Origin of the sequence: Malikia sp. (assembly GCF_028687635.1) — a bacterium.
In the GTDB taxonomy this organism is placed as follows: domain Bacteria; phylum Pseudomonadota; class Gammaproteobacteria; order Burkholderiales; family Burkholderiaceae_C; genus Malikia.
This window is the reverse complement of sequence record NZ_JAQTZS010000009.1, coordinates 13,014-30,908: the sequence shown is the minus strand read 5'-3', so window position 1 is coordinate 30,908 and position 17,895 is coordinate 13,014. Positions and strand designations below refer to the sequence as shown.

General features: G+C 67.9%; 15 protein-coding genes and 9 tRNA genes. 19 read left to right on the top strand and 5 right to left on the bottom strand.

Annotated elements, in window-relative coordinates:
* Positions 1–7 precede the first annotated feature (7 nt).
* The 12 genes from purF (at position 8) to PHR85_RS07650 (ending at position 5,620) form a co-directional block, all read left to right on the top strand.
* The gene (gene purF / locus PHR85_RS07705) at positions 8–1,516 is read left to right on the top strand and encodes an amidophosphoribosyltransferase (protein WP_300052584.1); all 1,509 of its coding nucleotides are present in this window, start codon (positions 8–10) and stop codon (positions 1,514–1,516) included.
* Positions 1,517–1,519: 3 nt separating this feature from the next.
* Positions 1,520–2,740, top strand: coding sequence for an O-succinylhomoserine sulfhydrylase (locus PHR85_RS07700; RefSeq protein WP_300052582.1), 1,221 nt, complete (start codon positions 1,520–1,522; stop codon positions 2,738–2,740).
* The gene (gene gltX / locus PHR85_RS07695; protein ID WP_300052581.1) at positions 2,737–4,143 is read left to right on the top strand and encodes a glutamate--tRNA ligase; all 1,407 of its coding nucleotides are present in this window, start codon (positions 2,737–2,739) and stop codon (positions 4,141–4,143) included. Before PHR85_RS07700 ends, gltX begins: the two co-directional genes overlap by 4 nt.
* 128 nt (positions 4,144–4,271) lie before the next feature.
* Positions 4,272–4,347 (top strand) — tRNA-Ala (locus tag PHR85_RS07690).
* Between the two features lie 34 nt (positions 4,348–4,381).
* A tRNA-Glu gene (locus PHR85_RS07685) sits at positions 4,382–4,457 on the top strand.
* A 56-nt stretch (positions 4,458–4,513) separates the two neighbouring features.
* Positions 4,514–4,590: transfer RNA gene (locus PHR85_RS07680), tRNA-Asp, on the top strand.
* A gap of 26 nt (positions 4,591–4,616) precedes the next feature.
* Positions 4,617–4,692, top strand: a tRNA-Ala gene (locus tag PHR85_RS07675).
* 28 nt (positions 4,693–4,720) lie between these two features.
* A tRNA-Glu gene (locus tag PHR85_RS07670) sits at positions 4,721–4,796 on the top strand.
* Between the two features lie 55 nt (positions 4,797–4,851).
* Positions 4,852–4,928, top strand: a tRNA-Asp gene (locus PHR85_RS07665).
* Between the two features lie 18 nt (positions 4,929–4,946).
* A tRNA-Glu gene (locus PHR85_RS07660) sits at positions 4,947–5,022 on the top strand.
* 55 nt (positions 5,023–5,077) lie between these two features.
* Positions 5,078–5,154: transfer RNA gene (locus tag PHR85_RS07655), tRNA-Asp, on the top strand.
* Between the two features lie 124 nt (positions 5,155–5,278).
* Positions 5,279–5,620, top strand: coding sequence for a thioredoxin family protein (locus tag PHR85_RS07650; RefSeq protein WP_300052578.1), 342 nt, complete (start codon positions 5,279–5,281; stop codon positions 5,618–5,620).
* Positions 5,621–5,709: 89 nt separating this feature from the next.
* Here PHR85_RS07650 and PHR85_RS07645 read toward each other — a convergent pair whose 3' ends face one another.
* From PHR85_RS07645 to PHR85_RS07635, 3 genes are all read right to left on the bottom strand, one after another.
* Positions 5,710–6,177: a hypothetical protein gene (locus PHR85_RS07645; protein WP_300052575.1), complete on the bottom strand. Its 468-nt coding sequence runs from the start codon at positions 6,175–6,177 to the stop codon at positions 5,710–5,712.
* Positions 6,174–6,446: a VF530 family protein gene (locus PHR85_RS07640; protein ID WP_300052573.1), complete on the bottom strand. Its 273-nt coding sequence runs from the start codon at positions 6,444–6,446 to the stop codon at positions 6,174–6,176. Before PHR85_RS07640 ends, PHR85_RS07645 begins: the two co-directional genes overlap by 4 nt.
* A gap of 272 nt (positions 6,447–6,718) precedes the next feature.
* Positions 6,719–6,809 (bottom strand) — tRNA-Ser (locus PHR85_RS07635).
* Between the two features lie 81 nt (positions 6,810–6,890).
* Between PHR85_RS07635 and dinG the strand changes: the two genes are divergently transcribed.
* Complete coding sequence (gene dinG / locus PHR85_RS07630; RefSeq protein WP_300052570.1) at positions 6,891–9,143, top strand: ATP-dependent DNA helicase DinG; 2,253 nt, start codon at positions 6,891–6,893, stop codon at positions 9,141–9,143.
* On the opposite strand, the gene xdhB is transcribed toward dinG, so the two are convergent.
* Both xdhB and xdhA read right to left on the bottom strand, forming a co-directional pair.
* Positions 9,103–11,505, bottom strand: a complete 2,403-nt coding sequence (xdhB, locus tag PHR85_RS07625) for a xanthine dehydrogenase molybdopterin binding subunit (RefSeq protein ID WP_300052567.1) — start codon at positions 11,503–11,505, stop codon at positions 9,103–9,105. The two genes, dinG and xdhB, sit on opposite strands and share 41 nt — an antisense overlap.
* A 7-nt stretch (positions 11,506–11,512) precedes the next feature.
* Positions 11,513–13,153 (bottom strand): xanthine dehydrogenase small subunit, encoded by a 1,641-nt coding sequence (gene xdhA / locus PHR85_RS07620; protein WP_300052564.1) that lies wholly within the window; start codon positions 13,151–13,153, stop codon positions 11,513–11,515.
* Between the two features lie 161 nt (positions 13,154–13,314).
* Between xdhA and PHR85_RS07615 the strand changes: the two genes are divergently transcribed.
* The 6 genes from PHR85_RS07615 to PHR85_RS07590 all read left to right on the top strand — a co-directional run bounded on the left by PHR85_RS07615 (position 13,315) and on the right by PHR85_RS07590 (position 17,890).
* Entirely contained in the window at positions 13,315–13,509 is a 195-nt protein-coding gene (locus tag PHR85_RS07615; RefSeq protein WP_300052562.1) for a hypothetical protein, read from the top strand.
* Between the two features lie 21 nt (positions 13,510–13,530).
* Entirely contained in the window at positions 13,531–13,698 is a 168-nt protein-coding gene (locus tag PHR85_RS07610; protein ID WP_300052560.1) for a hypothetical protein, read from the top strand.
* A 93-nt stretch (positions 13,699–13,791) separates the two neighbouring features.
* Positions 13,792–14,841: an adenosine deaminase gene (locus tag PHR85_RS07605; RefSeq protein WP_300052556.1), complete on the top strand. Its 1,050-nt coding sequence runs from the start codon at positions 13,792–13,794 to the stop codon at positions 14,839–14,841.
* Between the two features lie 80 nt (positions 14,842–14,921).
* Positions 14,922–16,073 (top strand): ABC transporter substrate-binding protein, encoded by a 1,152-nt coding sequence (locus PHR85_RS07600; protein ID WP_300052554.1) that lies wholly within the window; start codon positions 14,922–14,924, stop codon positions 16,071–16,073.
* Between the two features lie 72 nt (positions 16,074–16,145).
* Positions 16,146–17,027: a branched-chain amino acid ABC transporter permease gene (locus PHR85_RS07595; protein ID WP_300052552.1), complete on the top strand. Its 882-nt coding sequence runs from the start codon at positions 16,146–16,148 to the stop codon at positions 17,025–17,027.
* A complete protein-coding gene (locus PHR85_RS07590) occupies positions 17,027–17,890 on the top strand; it encodes a branched-chain amino acid ABC transporter permease (protein WP_300052549.1) in 864 nt (287 codons plus the stop codon). The genes PHR85_RS07595 and PHR85_RS07590 overlap by 1 nt, the downstream gene beginning before the upstream one ends.
* Positions 17,891–17,895: the final 5 nt, after the last annotated feature.

Below are 17,895 nucleotides of genomic sequence, written 5' to 3'. Positions count from 1 at the left end.
TCACGTCATGTGTGGAATCGTCGGCGTTGTCAGCAACGCACCCGTCAACCAATTGATCTATGACGCGCTGTTGCTGCTGCAGCATCGCGGCCAGGATGCCGCCGGCATCGCGACCCAGCTCGAACGCAAGGTCTTCATGCACAAGGCCAAGGGCATGGTCAAGGATGTGTTTCGCACCCGCAACATGCGCGCGCTGCCGGGCAACTGTGGCCTGGGCCAGGTGCGCTACCCGACCGCGGGCAATGCCTTCAGCGAGGAAGAAGCCCAGCCCTTCTACGTCAACGCGCCGTTCGGCATCGTGATGGCGCACAACGGCAACCTGACCAACGCCGCCGTGCTCAAGCAGGAGATGGTCCAGCTCGACCACCGCCACATCAACACCGAGAGCGACTCCGAGGTCCTGCTCAACGTGCTGGCGCACGAGCTGGCCAAGTCCACCGATCACGGCGCGCTGACGCAGGACGCGGTGTTCGCCGCCGTGCGCGAGGTGCACCGCCGCATCAAGGGCAGCTACGCGGTGGTGGCGATGATCGCCGGCCACGGCCTGCTGGCCTTCCGCGACCCCTACGGCATCCGCCCGCTCTGCGTCGGCCAGGGCAAGGACGGCACCGTGATGGTGGCCAGCGAATCGGTCGCGCTCGAAGGCACCGGCCATGATTTCCTGCGCGACGTCACGCCGGGCGAGGCGGTCTTCATCGGCCTCGACGGTTCGATGCGCTTCGAGCAGTGCGCGGCCAATCCGCAGCTCTATCCCTGCGTGTTCGAGTTCGTCTATCTGGCGCGCCCGGACTCGACCATCGACGGCATCTCGGTCTACCAGGCTCGCCTGAACATGGGCGAGACCCTGGCCCTGCGGGTCGCCGAGATGGTGCCGATCGACCAGATCGACGTCGTGATCCCGATCCCCGAGTCGAGCCGCCCGTCCGCGACCGAGCTGGCCGACCGCCTCGGCAAGCCCTACCGCGAAGGCTTCGTCAAGAACCGCTACGTCGGCCGCACCTTCATCATGCCGGGCCAGGCGGTGCGCAAGAAGAGCGTGCGCCAGAAGCTCAACGTGATCGCCAGCGAGTTCAAGGGCCGCAACGTGCTGCTGGTCGATGACTCGATCGTGCGCGGCACCACCTCGAAGGAAATCGTGCAGATGGCGCGCGACGCCGGCGCCAACAAGGTCTACATGGCCAGCGCCGCGCCGCCGGTGATCTACCCCAACGTCTACGGCATCGACATGCCGACCAAGGGCGAGCTGGTCGCGCACGGCCGCACGCTGGAGGAAATCCGCCAGATCATCGGCTGCGACGCGCTGATCTACCAGGATGTCGACGGCATGAAGCAGGCGGTGGGCAAGCTGCGCGCCGATCTCGACGGCTTCGAGGCGTCCTGCTTCGATGGCGTTTACTGCACTGGCGACGTCAGCCCCGAGGATGCCGTGCGTCTGAACGAGGAGCGCGTCGGCGGCGACGAGGAAGACGGCGGCAGCTCGCGCCTGGCCCTGCCCAACTCCTCGCAGGAGGGCTGAGCCATGGCTGACACGAAATGGGACGGACTGCAGCGCGAGACGCTCGCGGTGCGCCTGGCGGTCGAGCGCAGCCAGTACGGCGAGAACTCCGAGGCGCTCTACCTGACCAGCGGCTATGTCCAGCCCGGCGCCGAGATCTCGGCGCGCCGCTTCGCCGGCGAGGAGGAGGGCTACACCTACGGCCGCTCCAGCAACCCCACGGTCACCAGCTTCGAGCAGCGCCTGGCCGCGCTGGAGGGCGCGCAGGCCTGCCTGGCCACCGCCTCGGGCATGTCGGCCATCATGCTGATGTGCTTCAGCCTGCTCAAGGCGGGCGACCATGTGATCATCTCGCAGTCGATGTTCGGCTCGTCGCTCAAGCTGATCAGTTCGGAGTTCGGTCGCTTTGGCGTCGAGACCTCCATCGTGCCGCAGACCGACCTGGCGGCCTGGAAGGCGGCGATCCGGCCCGGCGTCACCCGGCTGCTGTTCGCCGAGACGCCGACCAATCCGCTCTCCGAGGTCTGCGATATCGCCGCGCTGGCCGAGCTGGCGCACAACGCCGGCGCGCTGCTGGCAGTCGACAACTGCTTCGCCTCGCCGGCGCTGCAGCGCCCGATCGAGTTCGGCGCCGACATCGTGATGCACTCGGGCACCAAGTACCTCGACGGTCAGGGCCGCGTGCTCGCCGGTGCCCTGTGCGCCAGCGAGCGGATGGTGGCGACCCAGTTCCTGCCGGTGCAGAAGAACTCGGGCATGGTGCTGTCGCCCTTCAACGCCTGGATCGTGCTCAAGGGCCTGGAGACGCTGGACCTGCGCATGAAGGCGCAAAGCGCCCTCACGCTGGAGCTGGCGCAATGGCTGGAGGCGCACCCGGCCGTGGCCCGCGTCTACTACCCCGGCCTGGCCAGCCATCCGCAGCACGCCCTGGCGATGAAGCAGATGAACGGCTGCGGCGGCGCGGTGCTGTCCTTCGATGTCAAGGCCGGCAACCCCGAGCAGGCGCGCGCGCGCGCCTTCCACGTGCTCGACTCGATGCGGGTGCTGTCGCTGTGCACCAACCTGGGCGACACCAAGACCCTGTGCGCGCACCCGGCCAGCACCTCGCACGGCAAGTTGTCCGAGGCGCAGCGCCAGGCTGCCGGTATCGGCCAGGGCCTGATTCGCGTCGCCGTCGGCCTCGAACACCCCAAGGACGTGCGGGATGACCTCGCACGCGGCCTCAACACCCTCGACTCGATATGACCCAACGCGTCCGCACCCGCTTCGCCCCGTCGCCGACTGGCTTCATCCACCTCGGCAACATCCGCTCCGCCCTCTATCCGTGGGCGTTCGCGCGCGCCAAGGGTGGCGACTTCATCCTGCGCATTGAGGACACCGACCAGGAGCGCTCGACCCAGGCCGCCGTCGACGTCATCATCGAAGGCATGAAGTGGCTCGGCCTCGACCATGACGAGGGTCCGTTCTACCAGATGCAGCGCATGGACCGCTACAAGGAGGTGCTGCGCCAGCTGATCGATGCCGGCCATGTCTACCCCTGCTACATGAGCATGGCCGAGCTCGACGCGCTGCGCGAGCGCCAGATGGCCAACAAGGAAAAGCCGCGCTACGACGGCACCTGGCGCCCGGAGCCCGGCAAGGTGCTGCCGGCTGTTCCCGAGGGCGTGCCGCCGGTGCTGCGCTTCAGAAACCCCAAGGAAGGCGTCGTGGCCTGGGACGACAAGGTCAAGGGCCGCATCGAGATCGCCAACGCCGAGCTCGACGACCTGGTGATCGCGCGTCCGGCCGCGCCCGGCGAGGCGGTTGGCGTGCCGACCTACAACTTCTGCGTGGTGGTCGATGACCTCGACATGGGCATCACCCATGTGATCCGGGGCGACGACCACATCAACAACACGCCGCGCCAGATCAACATCTTCCGCGCCCTGGGCCGCGAGGTGCCGGTCTACGCCCACCTGCCGACCGTGCTCAACGAGCAGGGCGAGAAGATGAGCAAGCGCAACGGCGCCAAGCCGGTGACGCAGTACCGTGACGAGGGCTACCTGCCCGAGGCCATGATCAACTACCTGGCGCGCCTGGGCTGGAGCCATGGCGACGACGAGATCTTCAGCCGCGCCCAGTTCCTCGAATGGTTCGACCTCGACCACCTGGGCCGCAGCGCCGCGCAGTTCGACGAGGCCAAGCTGCGCTGGGTCAACGGCCAGCACATGAAGACCACGCCCGACGCGCAGCTGGTGCCGCTGGTGGCCGAGCAGCTGGCCAGGCGCGGCATCACGGCCGACGCCCGCCTGGAGCCGATCTGCGCCCTGTTCAAGGACCGCTGCGACACCACGGTGGTGCTGGCCGACTGGGCCGCCGCCTTCTACGCCGAGGTCGCGCCGCAGCCCGAGGACCTGGCCAAGCACCTGACCGATGCCGTCAAGCCCGCCATCGCGGCCTTCGCCGCCAGGCTGACCGAGGGCGAGTGGAGCAAGGAAGCCATTGCCGCCGCCATGAAGGCGACGCTGGCCGAGTTCGGCCTCAAGATGCCCGCGCTGGCCATGCCGGTGCGCGTGCTGGTGATGGGCACGCCGCAGACGCCTTCGGTCGATGCGGTGCTGTTCTTGCAGGGCCGCGAAAAAGTTTCGAGCTGCTTGCGAAAGGCCTGAAAAGCACTATACAATGCGAGTCTTGCTGATGCAGATGACCAACGCGAAACGCGATAAAGATAAAAGTTCTAAAGACTGAAATCGATAAAGCAAAAAGTGATGTACAATCTGCAACGTTGCAAACCAGAGGGGGTATAGCTCAGCTGGGAGAGCGCTTGCATGGCATGCAAGAGGTCATCGGTTCGATCCCGTTTACCTCCACCATCAAGGTTTGCGACAAGTCAGTAGTCCAGGTTTTGACCCTATCGTCTAGAGGCCTAGGACATCACCCTTTCACGGTGAGTACCGGGGTTCGAATCCCCGTAGGGTCGCCAAGTTCGCAGCGCTTGGCTGCTTGATCGAAAGATCAGGTGGCGAAGCTGCACTACCAGGAGTGGTAGTTCAGTTGGTTAGAATACCGGCCTGTCACGCCGGGGGTCGCGGGTTCGAGTCCCGTCCACTCCGCCAAATTTGTTTGCTGTCGTGGCAACCATGGGGGTATAGCTCAGCTGGGAGAGCGCTTGCATGGCATGCAAGAGGTCATCGGTTCGATCCCGTTTACCTCCACCATCTGGTTACACGACTCAAGTCCTCGTACGACCCTATCGTCTAGAGGCCTAGGACATCACCCTTTCACGGTGAGTACCGGGGTTCGAATCCCCGTAGGGTCGCCAAGTTGTAGCGCTTGGCAAGTCAGCTGAAAAGCTGGTTCGCGAAAGCTGCCTGCCAGGAGTGGTAGTTCAGTTGGTTAGAATACCGGCCTGTCACGCCGGGGGTCGCGGGTTCGAGTCCCGTCCACTCCGCCAGATTTCAAGTCCTCACACGACCCTATCGTCTAGAGGCCTAGGACATCACCCTTTCACGGTGAGTACCGGGGTTCGAATCCCCGTAGGGTCGCCAAGTTGTAGCGCTTGGCAAGTCAGCTGAAAAGCTGGTTCGCAAAAGCTGCCTGCCAGGAGTGGTAGTTCAGTTGGTTAGAATACCGGCCTGTCACGCCGGGGGTCGCGGGTTCGAGTCCCGTCCACTCCGCCAGATCGCAAACCCTTGCAAGTCATGCTTGCAGGGGTTTTTTGCTTTGGGGCTGCTGATTGGGCTGCCGATCCTGCCGCGCGGGCAAGGTCTAGAATGAGCCCAACCCTTGTGGAGGCTTTTTCCCTTGAACGACATCCCATCCTACTCTCCCCAGGCACCCGAGCGCGCCGAGGTCGACGCGCTGCCCGGTTTGACCCTGCTGCAGTTTGGTGCCAACTGGTGCGGCCATTGCCAGGCAGCCGCGCCGGCGGTGGCGGAGGCGCTGCAGGCTGCTCCCGCTGCCCCCGCCATACGCCGCCTGCTGGTCGAGGACGGCCCCGGGCGACCGCTGGGCCGCAGCTTCCGGGTCAAGCTCTGGCCCACGCTGATCCTGTTGCGCGACGGGCAGGAAGTCGCCCGTCTGGTGCGTCCGACCGAGGCTGCCGCTGTCGTGCAGTGGCTCGCTGAGGCTGCGTCGGCAGCCTGAGCCTTGTTCAGGCTCTGCTCATAGGCTGTTCGCGCGGGAAAGGTCTGTGTTCCAGCTCTTGTCCCGGATCGCGGCGCGACTGCTGCAGCTCAGCCAGTGGCCAGTCGTTGGCGCAGCGCAGCGTTTTCCCGCGCGAGTTCGGCGCTGTGCCGCAGGGCCGCGTCGAGTTGTCGGCGCAGTTCATCGCGCTCCTGCCGCAGCGCGGCGCGGCTGGCTTCGTCCAGCGATGCAACGGGGCCGGTTTCGAGCCGTGCCATGTCGCGCGCCTGGATCAGCCGCGCATTGATCGCATCGCACCAGCTCATCACCTCGACCCGGGTCGCGTCCTTGTGCACCGGGTTCTGCAGCGTGGCCTTCTTGACGTCGGCGCGCCGGCACAGCTCGGACTGCGTCATGCGGCCGTGGTTGTAGGGGTAGCTGCCGCCATGGGCCTCGATCTCGGCCTCGACGGTGGCCATGGCCTGGCGCAGGCGCTGCAGCGCGGCTTCGGTGCGGGGGTGGCTGTGGCTCGCTTCGACTTTGCGCGCGAGGCATGAGGCTGGGGACTGGCTGTTCATCGCTGCGCCCGGCGCTGCTCGCGCAGCATGAAGAGATAGAGGCTCTCGACCTTCTCGCGCGCCCAGGGCGTCTTGCGCAGGAACCTGAGGCTGGAATTGACGCTGGGATCGACGTTGAAGCAGCGGATCGGGATCTGCTCGCCGAGCCCGTCCCAGCCGTAATGCGCCTGTAGCGCGGTCACGATGGCTTCGAGCGTCAGGCCGTGCAGCGGGTTGTGCCGCTGTTGCGGGGCGGGCGGCGGGGCGTCCGTTTCGGGTGTGGAGGTCATGCTCGGGATTGTGCCGCCAAAGCGGGGGCGCCAGCCGTTGCCAGTGCTTCAGTGTCGCAGCCGGCGATGCGCTGGGCCTGCCGGTTCCGATCGCGCGCAGCGAAACGCCCTGTATCGCCGTGATGCAGGCCACCGCCACCCAGTGGTGGCCGCTCCAGCTGCAAGGCCAGCGCCAGCAGCAGCGAGCCTCCCAGGACCAGCCCGGTCACCATGCTGTCGGACTGGGTCGGGACGGGGTGTACGCCGCACGCCAGCAGCCGTTCAAGAATATTTGGCGGAAACGGTGAGATTCGAACTCACGGAGGGGTATAAGCCCTCGGCAGTTTTCAAGACTGCTGCCTTAAACCACTCGGCCACGTTTCCATTCACGACGGTCGCATCGGTTGCCGTGTCGCTCATTGTAAGGCCAGTCCGGGCGGTTTTCATGCCACACTTGCGCCCCATATGTCCAAGGTAGAAATGGCGCGAGCGGCGCTGCAGGTGTTCGACGAGGTGGTGGCTGGCATCGGGCTGCGCGCGCGCGCCGGCCAGCGGCTGATGGCCGAGCAGGTGGCGCAGACCTTCAGCGAGGCGGACCTCGGCAAGCCGCCCGAGGACGAGGACGGCCCGATCGAGGCGCTCGAGCCGCAGCGCTCGATCGCGGTGATCCAGGCCGGCACCGGGGTCGGCAAGTCGCTGGCCTACAGCGTGCCCGCGATCGCGCTGGCGCTGGCGCGCAACACGCGCGTGATGATCTCCACCGCCACCGTCGCCTTGCAGGAGCAGCTGGTGGCCAAGGACCTGCCGGCGCTGGCCAACAGCCTGCCGCAACCTTTTCGCTTTGCGCTGGCCAAGGGGCGCGGGCGCTATGTCTGCAAGCTCAAGCTCGACCGCTGGGCGCAGGGGGCCGACGCGGGCGATGGCGACGCGGCCTGGGATGCCGAGGACGATCTGTTCGCCGAGGAGGCGCGTCCGACCAGCGCGGGCCGCAGCCTGAGCCTAGCGCAGGAACAGGTCGAGCGTCAGACCTTCTATCAGGACTTGCAGCGCCAGCTCGATCGCGGGCGCTGGGACGGCGACCGCGACCAGCTGGAGCAGCCGCCCGAAGGCGCCTGGTGGGCCGCGGTGGCCGCCGAGGGCAGCTCCTGCACCGCGCGCCATTGCCCGGCCTATGACCAGTGCAGCTACTACGCGGCGCGCAAGAGCCTGATCGGCGCGCAGGTGATCGTGGTCAATCACGACCTGCTGCTGTCCTCGCTCGGGTCGCGCATGCTGCCCGAGCTCGACAACTGCCTGCTGGTGCTCGACGAGGCACACCACCTGCCGGGGATCGCGCTCGACCAGTTCGCCAGCAGCATGGACCTGAGCCGGCTCAAGTGGATCGACAAGCTCGCGAGCCAGGCCGTGCGCACCGGCGGCCAGCTCGCGGTGTCCGAGGTGGCCGGTATTCCGCAGATCGCGGCCCGGTTGCGCCAGCTGATGCAGGAGCTGGCGCGCCTGGTGATGCACCACCATGGTTCCGCCCTGAGAGGCGAGGATACGCCGGCCTGGGGTGGTCGGCGCGCCGCGCCGGCTGGCACGGGGCAGGCCAGCCAGAGCGGGCGCTACCGCGTACCGCGCGGCCAGTTGCACCCCGAGCTGATCGAGCCGCTGGCCCAGCTTTCGCTCCAGGCGCAGGAATTTCTCGATGCGTTGCGCGCGGTCAGCCAGGCGTTGAAGGCCGAGATCAAGGCCCAGCCCGACGAGGCCCGGCGCCTGTCGCAGCAATACGCCCAGCTCGGCACGCTGGCCCCAAGGCTGGAGGCGGTCGCCAGCACGACCCAGCTGCTGCTGCAGGAGCCCGACGAAGGGACTGCGCCGTCGGCCAAGTGGTTCACGCTGGTGACCCAGGGCGACTACCTCGTGCTGCAGGCGCATGCGAGCCCGACGCTGCCGGGCGCGACGCTACGGCATCAGTTGTGGAACGCGGTGCGTGGCGCGGTGCTGACCTCGGCCACGCTGACGAGCCTGGGCCGCTTCGACTTCTTCCTCAAGGAGGTCGGCCTGTTCGGTGACCCTTGCACGCTGGCGCTGGAAGTCCAGAGTCCGTTCGACTTCGCGCGCCAGGGCCGGCTGGTGCTGGTCGACGATCTGCCCGACCCCAAGGAGGTGACCGCCTACAACGCGGCCATGGTGCAGGCGCTGCTGCGCGACCTCAAGCGGGTCGAGCATGGCGCGCTGGTGCTGTTCACCTCGCGCGCGCAGCTCAGGCTGGCCGAGGAATCCTTGCCCGACGAGCTGCGCGAGATCGTGCTGGCGCAGACCGCGCTGCCGCGCTGGCAGCTGCTGAGCCGCCACCGCGAGCGGGTCGCCGCCGGCCAGCCCTCGGTGATCTTCGGCATGCAGTCCTTTGGCGAGGGGCTGGACCTGCCGGGCCAGCTGTGCGAGGACCTGTTCATCACCAAGCTGCCGTTCGCGCCGCCCGACGATCCGGTCGGCGAGTCGCGCGCCGAGTGGCTGCGCCAGGTCGGGCGCGACCCGTTCACCGAACTGGTGGTGCCGGCGACCGCGATCCGGCTCGCGCAGTGGGTGGGCCGCGCGATCCGCACCGAGGAGGACGAGGCCCATGTGACCTGCTACGACCGCCGGCTGACGCGCACCAGCTACGGCCAGCGTCTGCTGCAGGGCTTGCCGCCGTTCACTCGGGTGACGCCGGCCGAGCTGGCGCGCGGGGGCTGATTCCGTCCAGTCCGCCCAGTGCCCGCAGCAGCCGCTCGGGCGTGGCGGGCGCGTCGAGCCGGACCGGCAGCCCGTCGCCACGCGCCTGCGCTACCGCATCGCGCAGCGCCTCCCAGACGCTGGCCGCCAGCAGCAGGGGGGGCTCGCCGACCGCCTTGCTGCCGAAGACATTGTCCTCGCGGTTGGGCTCGGGCCAGAGCTCGACCCTGAAATGCGCCGGCAGGTCACCGGCGGTCGGTATCTTGTAGCTGCCGGGGCCGTGCGTCAGCAACCGGCCCGCATCGTCCCAGACCAGCTGCTCGCTGGTCAGCCAGCCCAGGCCCTGGATGAAGCCGCCCTCGATCTGGCCGATATCGAGCGCCGGATTCAGGCTGCGTCCGACGTCGTGCAGGATGTCGACCGCCAGCAGGCGCTGCTCGCCGGTCAGGGTGTCGAGCGCGATCTCGGTGCAGGCCGCGCCATAGGCGAAGTAGTGGAAGGGCCGGCCGGTCAGCGTGTCCTTGTCGTAGTGAATTTTTGGTGTGCGGTAGAAGCCGTCGCTCCAGAGCGGGATGCGGTTGGCGTAGGCCTGGGCCACCACCTCGGCCCAGGCGCGTGTCGCCTTCGGGCTTTCGACTCGGCCGCCAGCAAAGCGCACCGCGCCGGCGCCGCAGCTGTCGAGTCCGGCGATGAAGGTCGCGAGGTTGACGCGGATCTGGCGCGCGGCGTACTGGGCGGCGCGGCCGTTGAGATCGGTGCCGGTCGACGCGGCGGTGGCCGAGGCGTTGGGTACCCTGGCCGTGTCGCTGGCGCTGACGCGTACCCACTCGAAGGGCACGCCGAGCTCGTCGGCGACGATCTGCGCGACCTTGGTGTGCAGGCCCTGGCCCATCTCGGTACCGCCATGATTCAGCAGCACGCTGCCGTCGGTGTAGACATGGACCAGCGCGCCAGCCTGGTTCAGCAGGGTGGCGGTGAAGCTGATGCCGAACTTGACCGGCGTCAGCGCCAGCCCGCGCTTGATCACGGGGCTGGCAGCGTTCCAGGCCGTGATCGCGGCACGCCGTTCGCGGTAGCGCGCGCTGGCGGTCAGCCGCCCGATCAGCGGCGCCAGGATGTTGTCCTCCACCGTCATGCCATAGGGCGTGACATTGCGCTCCTGCAAGCTGTAGAGGTTGGCCAGCCGCACATCGAGCGGGTCGAGCCTGAGATGGCGCGCGACCTCGCCCAGGATGGTCTCGATCGCGAGTACGCCCTGCGGCCCGCCGAAGCCACGGAAGGCCGTGCTGCTCTGGCGGTGGGTGCGGCAGCGCCAGCTGTGGATCGCGACATTTTCCAGGAAGTAGGCGTTGTCGCTGTGGAAGACCGCGCGGTCGCAGATCGGTCCCGACAGGTCGGCCGAGAAGCCGCAGTCGGCCAGCTGGGTCAGATCGAGCGCGAGCAGCCGGCCGCTGTCGTCGAAGCCTGCCTCCCAGTCGAAGGTGAAGGCATGGCGCTTGCCGGTGATCAGGAAGTCGTCATCGCGGTCCAGCCGCAGCTTGACCGGGCGGGCGAACTTGTGTGCCGCCAGCGCGGCCCAGACCGCGATCTGGCCGGCCTGGGTCTCCTTGCCGCCGAAGCCGCCGCCCATGCGCCGGCAGACCACCTGCACAGCGTGGCTGGCCAGGCCCAGCGCGCTCGCGATCCAGTGCTGCACCTCGCCGGGATGCTGGGTGCTGGCCTGCACCAGCCACTGGCCCTGTTCCTGCGGCAGGGCGTAGGCGACCTGGCCTTCCAGGTAGAGATGTTCCTGTGCGCCGGTCTCGAAGCTGCCGCGCAGGCGGTGCGGCGCGCGCGCCAGTGCGGCCTGGGCGTCGCCGCGCGCCAGCCGCACGGGTGGCGTCACGTACTGGCCGGCGGCATGAGCGGCGCGCGCCGACAGCAGCGCCGGCAGCGGCTCGGCCAGCACCTGCACCCGTCGCGCCGCGCGGCGGGCTGTTTCGCGGTCTGTCGCCACGGCCAGTCCGATCACCTGGCCGGCGTAATGCAGCTCGTCCAGCGCCAACACCGGCTCGTCGCGCACCTGCGCCGCCAGCATGGCGTCGCCCGGGATGTCGGCCACCAGCACCAGTCCGACCATGCCGGGCAGCGCCAGCGCCGCCGCCGCGTCGAGACCCAGCAGGCGCCCATGCGCCAGCGGCGACAGGATGGGAGCGGCGTGCAGGGTGCCGGCCAGCTCGGGCAGATCGTCGACATAGGCGGCTTCGCCCGTGACATGGGCGCGTGCGCTCTCGTGCGGCAGCGGCTGGCCGCGGGCACTGGCAGAGGGCCTGTCTTGCGGTGCGCCGGTGTTCGACCCTGGCGGCGGTGGACGGTCTGGGCGGGCGGCAGGGGTTGCGTTCATGGCGGGCTCATGGCTGGCGGTTTGCGGCGGAGTCGGTCCCGGCGGCCATCGGCTGCAGCCCGGCCAGTCCGACCGGATAGGGCAGGGTATGGCCCTGGCTTTCCAGCCAGCTGCGCCAGAGCAGATTGGCCAGCACCCGGCGCCGGTAGCCGGCGCTCGCGCGCAGGTCGGACAGCGGCTCGAACTCCTGCTCCAGCACGGCCATCGCAGCGCGCACGGTTGCGGCGTTCCAGACCTGGCCAGCCAGGGCGGCCTCGGTGCGGCGGGCCCGCAGGGGTGTTGCGGCCATGCCCCCAGCGGCCATGGATGCCGTCAGTACCCGCCCGTCTTCGATCCGCAGCGCGAGCGCGAGGCTGAGCGTGGCGATGTCGTCCTCGAAGCGCCGGGAGACCTTGTAGGCGCGGGTCCAGTGGCCGCCGATGCGACCCGAGAGTCCGGTCACCGTGGAGTCATCCAACGCCGGCTGCAGCGGCAAGGGGATCTCGATCGCCGCGAGCAGTTCGTCCGGCTCCAGCAGGTTGCGGCGGTAGCCGGTATGAAAATCCTCCAGCGCGATGCGGCGACCGGCGACTGCCTGCGCCACGGGATCCCAGCGCGCCAGCAGCAGTTGGGCGCGCAGCGCGATCAGCAGCGGCATCGAGTCGCCCACCGGCGAGCCGTTGGCGATGTTGCCGCCCAGCGTGCCGGTCTGGCGCACCTGCGCGCCAGCGAAGCGGGACAGGTACTCGCCCAGGCCTGGCCAGTGCTGCCGCAAGGCGGCGAAGGCGTCTTCCAGGGGGACCGCCGCGCCCACCGAGAGCCTCCCGTCCGCGCGCTCGATGCGCAGCAGCTCGGCGGCGCGCGTCAGGTCGATCAGCTGTGGCTGGCGCTGCAAGCCTTTGTTGAGATCCAGCATCAGGTCGGTGCCGCCGGCCACCAGGCGGGCGTCGGGCCAGCGCGCGCGGGCCTGCAGCACCAGCGCCAATGTGGTCGGTGCGAGGTAGAAAGGCGGCGTGTCCTGTGCAGGCGGGCCCGCCTCTTCATAGGGTGGGTTTTCGATTGCGTCGCCGGGCGGCCGGGCGATTGCGCGCAGCAGCGTCAGCAGACCGGCCTCATCCAGCCTGGCCGGTGGCAGTGCAGCCATGGCCTGCGCCGCGTCTAGCACTGGCCGGTAGCCGGTACAGCGGCAGAGGTTGCCCGACAGGGCCGCCTGCGCTTGCTGCCGCGTGAGCGTGATGCCGGTTTGGCCACCTTGCCGCTCCAGCGCGAACAGGCTGGCGACGATGCCCGGCGTGCAGAAGCCGCATTGCGAGCCATGACAATCGACCAGGGCCTGCTGCACCGGATGCAGTGCGGCGCCATCCAATGCGATCAGGGGGTCGCGCGTGAGGTCGCCCGCCGTCCACAGCGCCATGCCGTCGATCGAATGCGCCAGCCGCAGGCAGCTGTTGCTGGCCTGCCAGCGCAGCGCGTCGCCCTTGGCCTCGGTCAGCACCACGGTGCAGGCGCCACAGTCGCCCGAGTTGCAGCCCTCCTTGACCGAGACCAGTCCGAGCTCCTCGCGCAGCAGCGCGAGCAGGGTGCGGTCGGGTGGCACGTCGGGCAGGCGGACGACGGCCCCGCGCTGGATGAAGCGGATGCCCTGGCGGCTGGGGGGTGGCGTTTGCATGTGGTTTCCGGTTCGGGCCTCCAGGCCCGGTGTGGCCTATGAGCGCCATCCTATCCCGGGCGGCTCCAAGGGGTTTGTCCTATAGAAAATACTCAAACCTCATTATTCTTACTCATACTTGAATGAGCAAGTCTGACAGGCAAGTCTGACAGAACGGTGGCGTGGACAAGCAATGCCAGACCACCGCTGGACACGGCACCCTGGTCATCGTCGCCAAGGCCGAACATGCGCAAGGCGCGCTCAACCAGGCGCTGCAGCGCGCCACCCATACCCTGGCCCGCCTGTGGCAGCGCAAGCGTCGGCCGCTGCGCCAGCCTGAGATGTGGTTGGCCGCAGGCGAGGAGGCCGACCTGTAGGACAACCCCGCGCTCAAGCTGTTGCACCGTGTCCTGCCGGTGAGCCGCCACTACGACGGCGAGGGCTTCTGGACGCTGGAGAACGGCAAGCGCATCGCCACCCCGCTGTTCATCGTGCTGGGCATCCTGGTCATCACCATGGTCTGGAGCGTGAAGACCACGCCGCGCTTGAACCGCTCGGACGAGTGACCAGAGTTTTCAATCGGCTGGCGGGTGCAAATCGCCCCCTTTCTGCTACGCTGAATCCTGAATAGGTACTGGCCGGCACAAGGAGGAGTTCACATGTTCAAGATCCCGCATATCACCCCAAGGCGCCTGCCCAGCGTGCTGCGCCGCATGCCCAAGGCGGAGCTGCATATCCACATCGAGGGCTCGCTCGAACCCGAGCTGATCTTCAGATTGGCCGAGCGCAACCAGGTCAAGCTGCCCCATGCCAGCGTCGAGGCGCTGCGCGCGGCCTACGATTTCCAGGATCTGCAGAGCTTTCTCGACCTCTACTACGCGGGCGCCAGCGTGCTGCTGCACGAGCAGGACTTCTTCGACCTGGCCTGGGCCTATCTGCAGAAGGCGGCGGCCGACAACGTGGTGCACGCCGAGATCTTCTTCGACCCGCAGACGCACACCGCGCGCGGCGTGCCGTTCGAGACCGTGATCAAGGGCCTGCACCATGCCTGCCAGCGCGCGCACCAGGAGTTCGGCCTGAGCGCCAAGCTGATCCCGTGCTTCCTGCGCCACCTGAGCGAGGAGGATGCCTTCGCGATGCTGGAGGCGGCCATGCCGTTTCGCCACCATTTCATCGGCGTCGGGCTCGATTCGAGCGAGCTCGGCCATCCGCCGGCCAAGTTCGAGCGCGTGTTCGCCCATTGCCGCGAGCTCGGCCTGCATGTGGTCGCGCACGCGGGCGAGGAGGGGCCGCCCGAGTACATCCGCGAGGCGCTCGACCTGCTCAAGGCCGAGCGCATCGACCATGGCGTGCAGGCGGTGCATGACCCCGCGCTGATGCGGCGGCTGGCAGAGCAGCGCGTGCCGCTGACGGTCTGCCCGCTGTCGAATATCAAGCTGCGCGTGTTCCCGACGCTGGCGCGGCACAACCTGAAAAGCCTGCTCGACGCCGGCCTGTGCGTGACGGTGAATTCGGACGACCCGGCCTATTTCGGCGGCTACGTCAACGACAACTATGTCGAGCTGTTCGCGGCGCTCGGGCTCGATGCCCGCCAGGCCTACCAGCTCGCGTTCAACAGCTTCGAGGCCAGCTTCGCCGATGCCGCGACCAAGCGGGCCTGGCAGCATGGGCTCAAGGCCTTCTTCGAGGGGCTGCGCGAGCACGACTGAGGCGGGTCCGCAGGGGCGGCGATACAATGACGGGCTCAGTCGGCCCGGCCGGCCCCTTGCAATCCCTGGAGATGTCCCCCATGACCCTGACCCCGTTCAAGACCTCCTTGCTGGCCGTCGCGGCGGCCTTTGCCTGCACGGCGCAAGCCGCCGACCTCAAGATCGGTGTCGCCGAGGCCCTGTCGGGCGGCGCGGCCCAGTACGGCGCGGCGATCCGCAACGGCTTCCAGCTGGCGGCCGAGCAGATCAACGCCGCCGGCGGCATCAACGGCAACAAGATCCAGCTGGTGATCGAGGACGAGCAGGGCAAGAAGGAAGAGGCGATCAACGTCTTCAAGAAGCTGGTGTTCCAGGACAAGGTGCTGATGATCTTCGGCCCGACGCTGTCGAACTCGGCCCAGGCCGCCAACCCGATCGCGCAGGCGTCCAAGACCGTGGTGTTCGGCACCTCGAACACGGCCGACGGCATCACCTCGATCGGCGACTATGTGTTCCGCAACTCGGTGACCGAGGCCGACGTGCTGCCCGAGACGCTCAAGATGGCGATCAAGAAGGGCAACATCAAGAAGGTCGCCGTGCTCTACGGCAACGACGATGTCTTCACCAAGAGCGGCTACGACAACTTCAAGAAGGCGCTGGCCGACCTGAACCTGCCGGTCACGACCACCGAGACCTTCGCCAAGGGCGATGTCGACTTCAAGGCCCAGCTGACCAAGATCAAGGCCGGCAACCCCGACGCGATCGTGCTGTCGGCGCTGATCGCCGAGGGCGGCCCGATCATGGTGCAGGCGCGCCAGCTCGGCCTCAACCAGCCCTTCATCGGCGGCAACGGCATGAACTCGGTCAAGGTGTTCGACCTGGCCAAGGACAAGTCCGACGGCCTCTATGTCGGCAGCCCCTGGTCGATCGAGAACCAGACCGAGACCAACCGCAAGTTCGTCGTCGCCTACACGGCCAAGTACAAGATGGCGCCCGACCAGTTCGCGGCCCAGGCCTATGACGGGCTCCATATCGCGAGCCAGGCCTTGAAGACCGTCAAGCTCAGCGGCAACGTCGCCGCCGACCGCACCGCCTTGCGCGACGCGCTGCCGGCGGTCAAGTGGAACGGCGTCACCGGCGCCTTCCAGTTCCGCCGCGCCAGCGACAAGGCCGGTAAGCCCGCTGGCTACGATGCCCAGCAGGCCGCCATCGTCAGCGCGACCCAGGGTGGCCGCTTCGTGATCCAGAAGTAATCCGCCGGATTCCCCGGACGGCGTGGCCCCTGGGCCCCGCCGTCCTTTTGCTTTTTCAAGGAGGCTTTTCCCGTGCTGGAACAGCAACTCGTCAATGCCTTGTCGCTGGGCAGCGTCTACGCGCTGTTCGCGCTTGGCTTCACTTTGATCTTCGGCGTGCTCGGCGTCGTCAACCTGTCGCATGGCGCCGTCTTCATGGTCGGCGCCTACGCGGCGCTGCAGGTCATCAACCATTTCGGTTTTCCGCTCTGGGCCGGCCTGCTGTTTGCCTTCCTGCTTTGCGGCCTGCTCGGGCTGGCGATCGACTTCCTGGTGCTCAAGCCGCTGCGCGCGCGCGGCGCGCCGCACCTGATCCCGATGATCGCCACCATCGGGGTCGGCATCGCGATCAACAGCGCGATGCAGGGCCTCTTCGGCGCCGAGAACCTGCGCTTTCCGGCCGGCACGGTGTCGGAGGAGTCGCTCACGCTTGGCGGCCTGCACCTGACCGCGCTCGAGCTCGGCATCGTGCTGCTGTCCTTCGTGCTGATGGGTGCGCTGATGCTGTCGCTCAAGCGCACCCAGCTTGGCCGCGCCATGCGCGCGATCGCCGAGTCGCCCAAGGCGGCCTACCTGCTGGGCATCAACGTCGAGGGGCTGTTCTACCTGACCTCGTTCGCCGCCGCCGGCCTCGGTGGCCTGGCCGGCGTGCTGATCGGGCTCTACTCGAACGCGCTGTTTCCGCTGATGGGCCAGCCGATGCTGCACAAGGGGATCGCGGCCATCATCCTGGGCGGCCTGGGTGACGTGCGCGGCGCCATGCTGGGCGGCCTGTTCCTGGGCTTTGCCGAGGTGCTGTCGATTGCCTATATCGGCTCCGACATGCGCGACGCGGTCGCCTTCGGTTTCCTGTTCCTGGTGCTGCTGCTGCGGCCCAAGGGTTTGTTCGGTTCACTGCAGGAGCGCAAGGTCTGATGGAAGCGTTCGACAATTTCTGGGCGGTCTACAGCAACCTGGTGCTCACGCTGGGCACCAACGCGCTGCTGGCGCTCTCGATCTACCTCACCCTGTCTTGCGGCATGCTCGCGATGGCCAACGCCGCCTTCATGGGCATCGGGGCCTATGCGGCGGCGCTGCTGACGATGAACTTTGATGCGCCGTTCGCGCTCGCGCTGGCGGGCGGCATGGCCGCGCCGGCGCTGGCCGCGTTCGCGATCGGCCAGCCGACGCTGCGGCTGTCGGGGGTCTACCTCGCGATGGCCACGCTGGCCTTCGGCGAGGTGGTGCGCATCGCGATCCTCAACACCGAGAGCGTCACGGGCGGCGCGCTCGGCCTCAACGGCATCCCGCCCTCGACCCAGTGGTGGCATGTGGCGCTGGGGCTGGCGCTGGTGCTGCTGGGCCTGTGGCGCCTGAACCGCTCGCGCATCGGGCGCGCCTTCGAGGCGATCAAGGAGGACGACACCGCCGCCGGCCTGATGGGCATCGACGTCGCCGGCCACAAGCTGCTGGCCTTCGTGCTCGGCGCGATGATCGCCGGCCTGGCCGGGGCGCTCAACGCGCACCTGACCTTCTTCATCGGCCCCAACGAGTACGGCTTCGACCGCGGGGTCGAGATCCTGACCATGGCGATCCTGGGCGGCATCAATGGCCTGCTCGGTCCGGTGCTGGGCGCCGTGACGCTGACGCTGTTGCCCGAGCTGCTGCGTTCGCTCAACGATTTCCGGCTGGTGATCAACGGCCTGATCCTGGTGCTGATCGTGCTGTTCCTGCCCCAGGGCGTCTGGGACCCGGTGCGGCTGCGTCAATGGTTCAAGCGCCAGGGAGGCCGGGCATGACTACC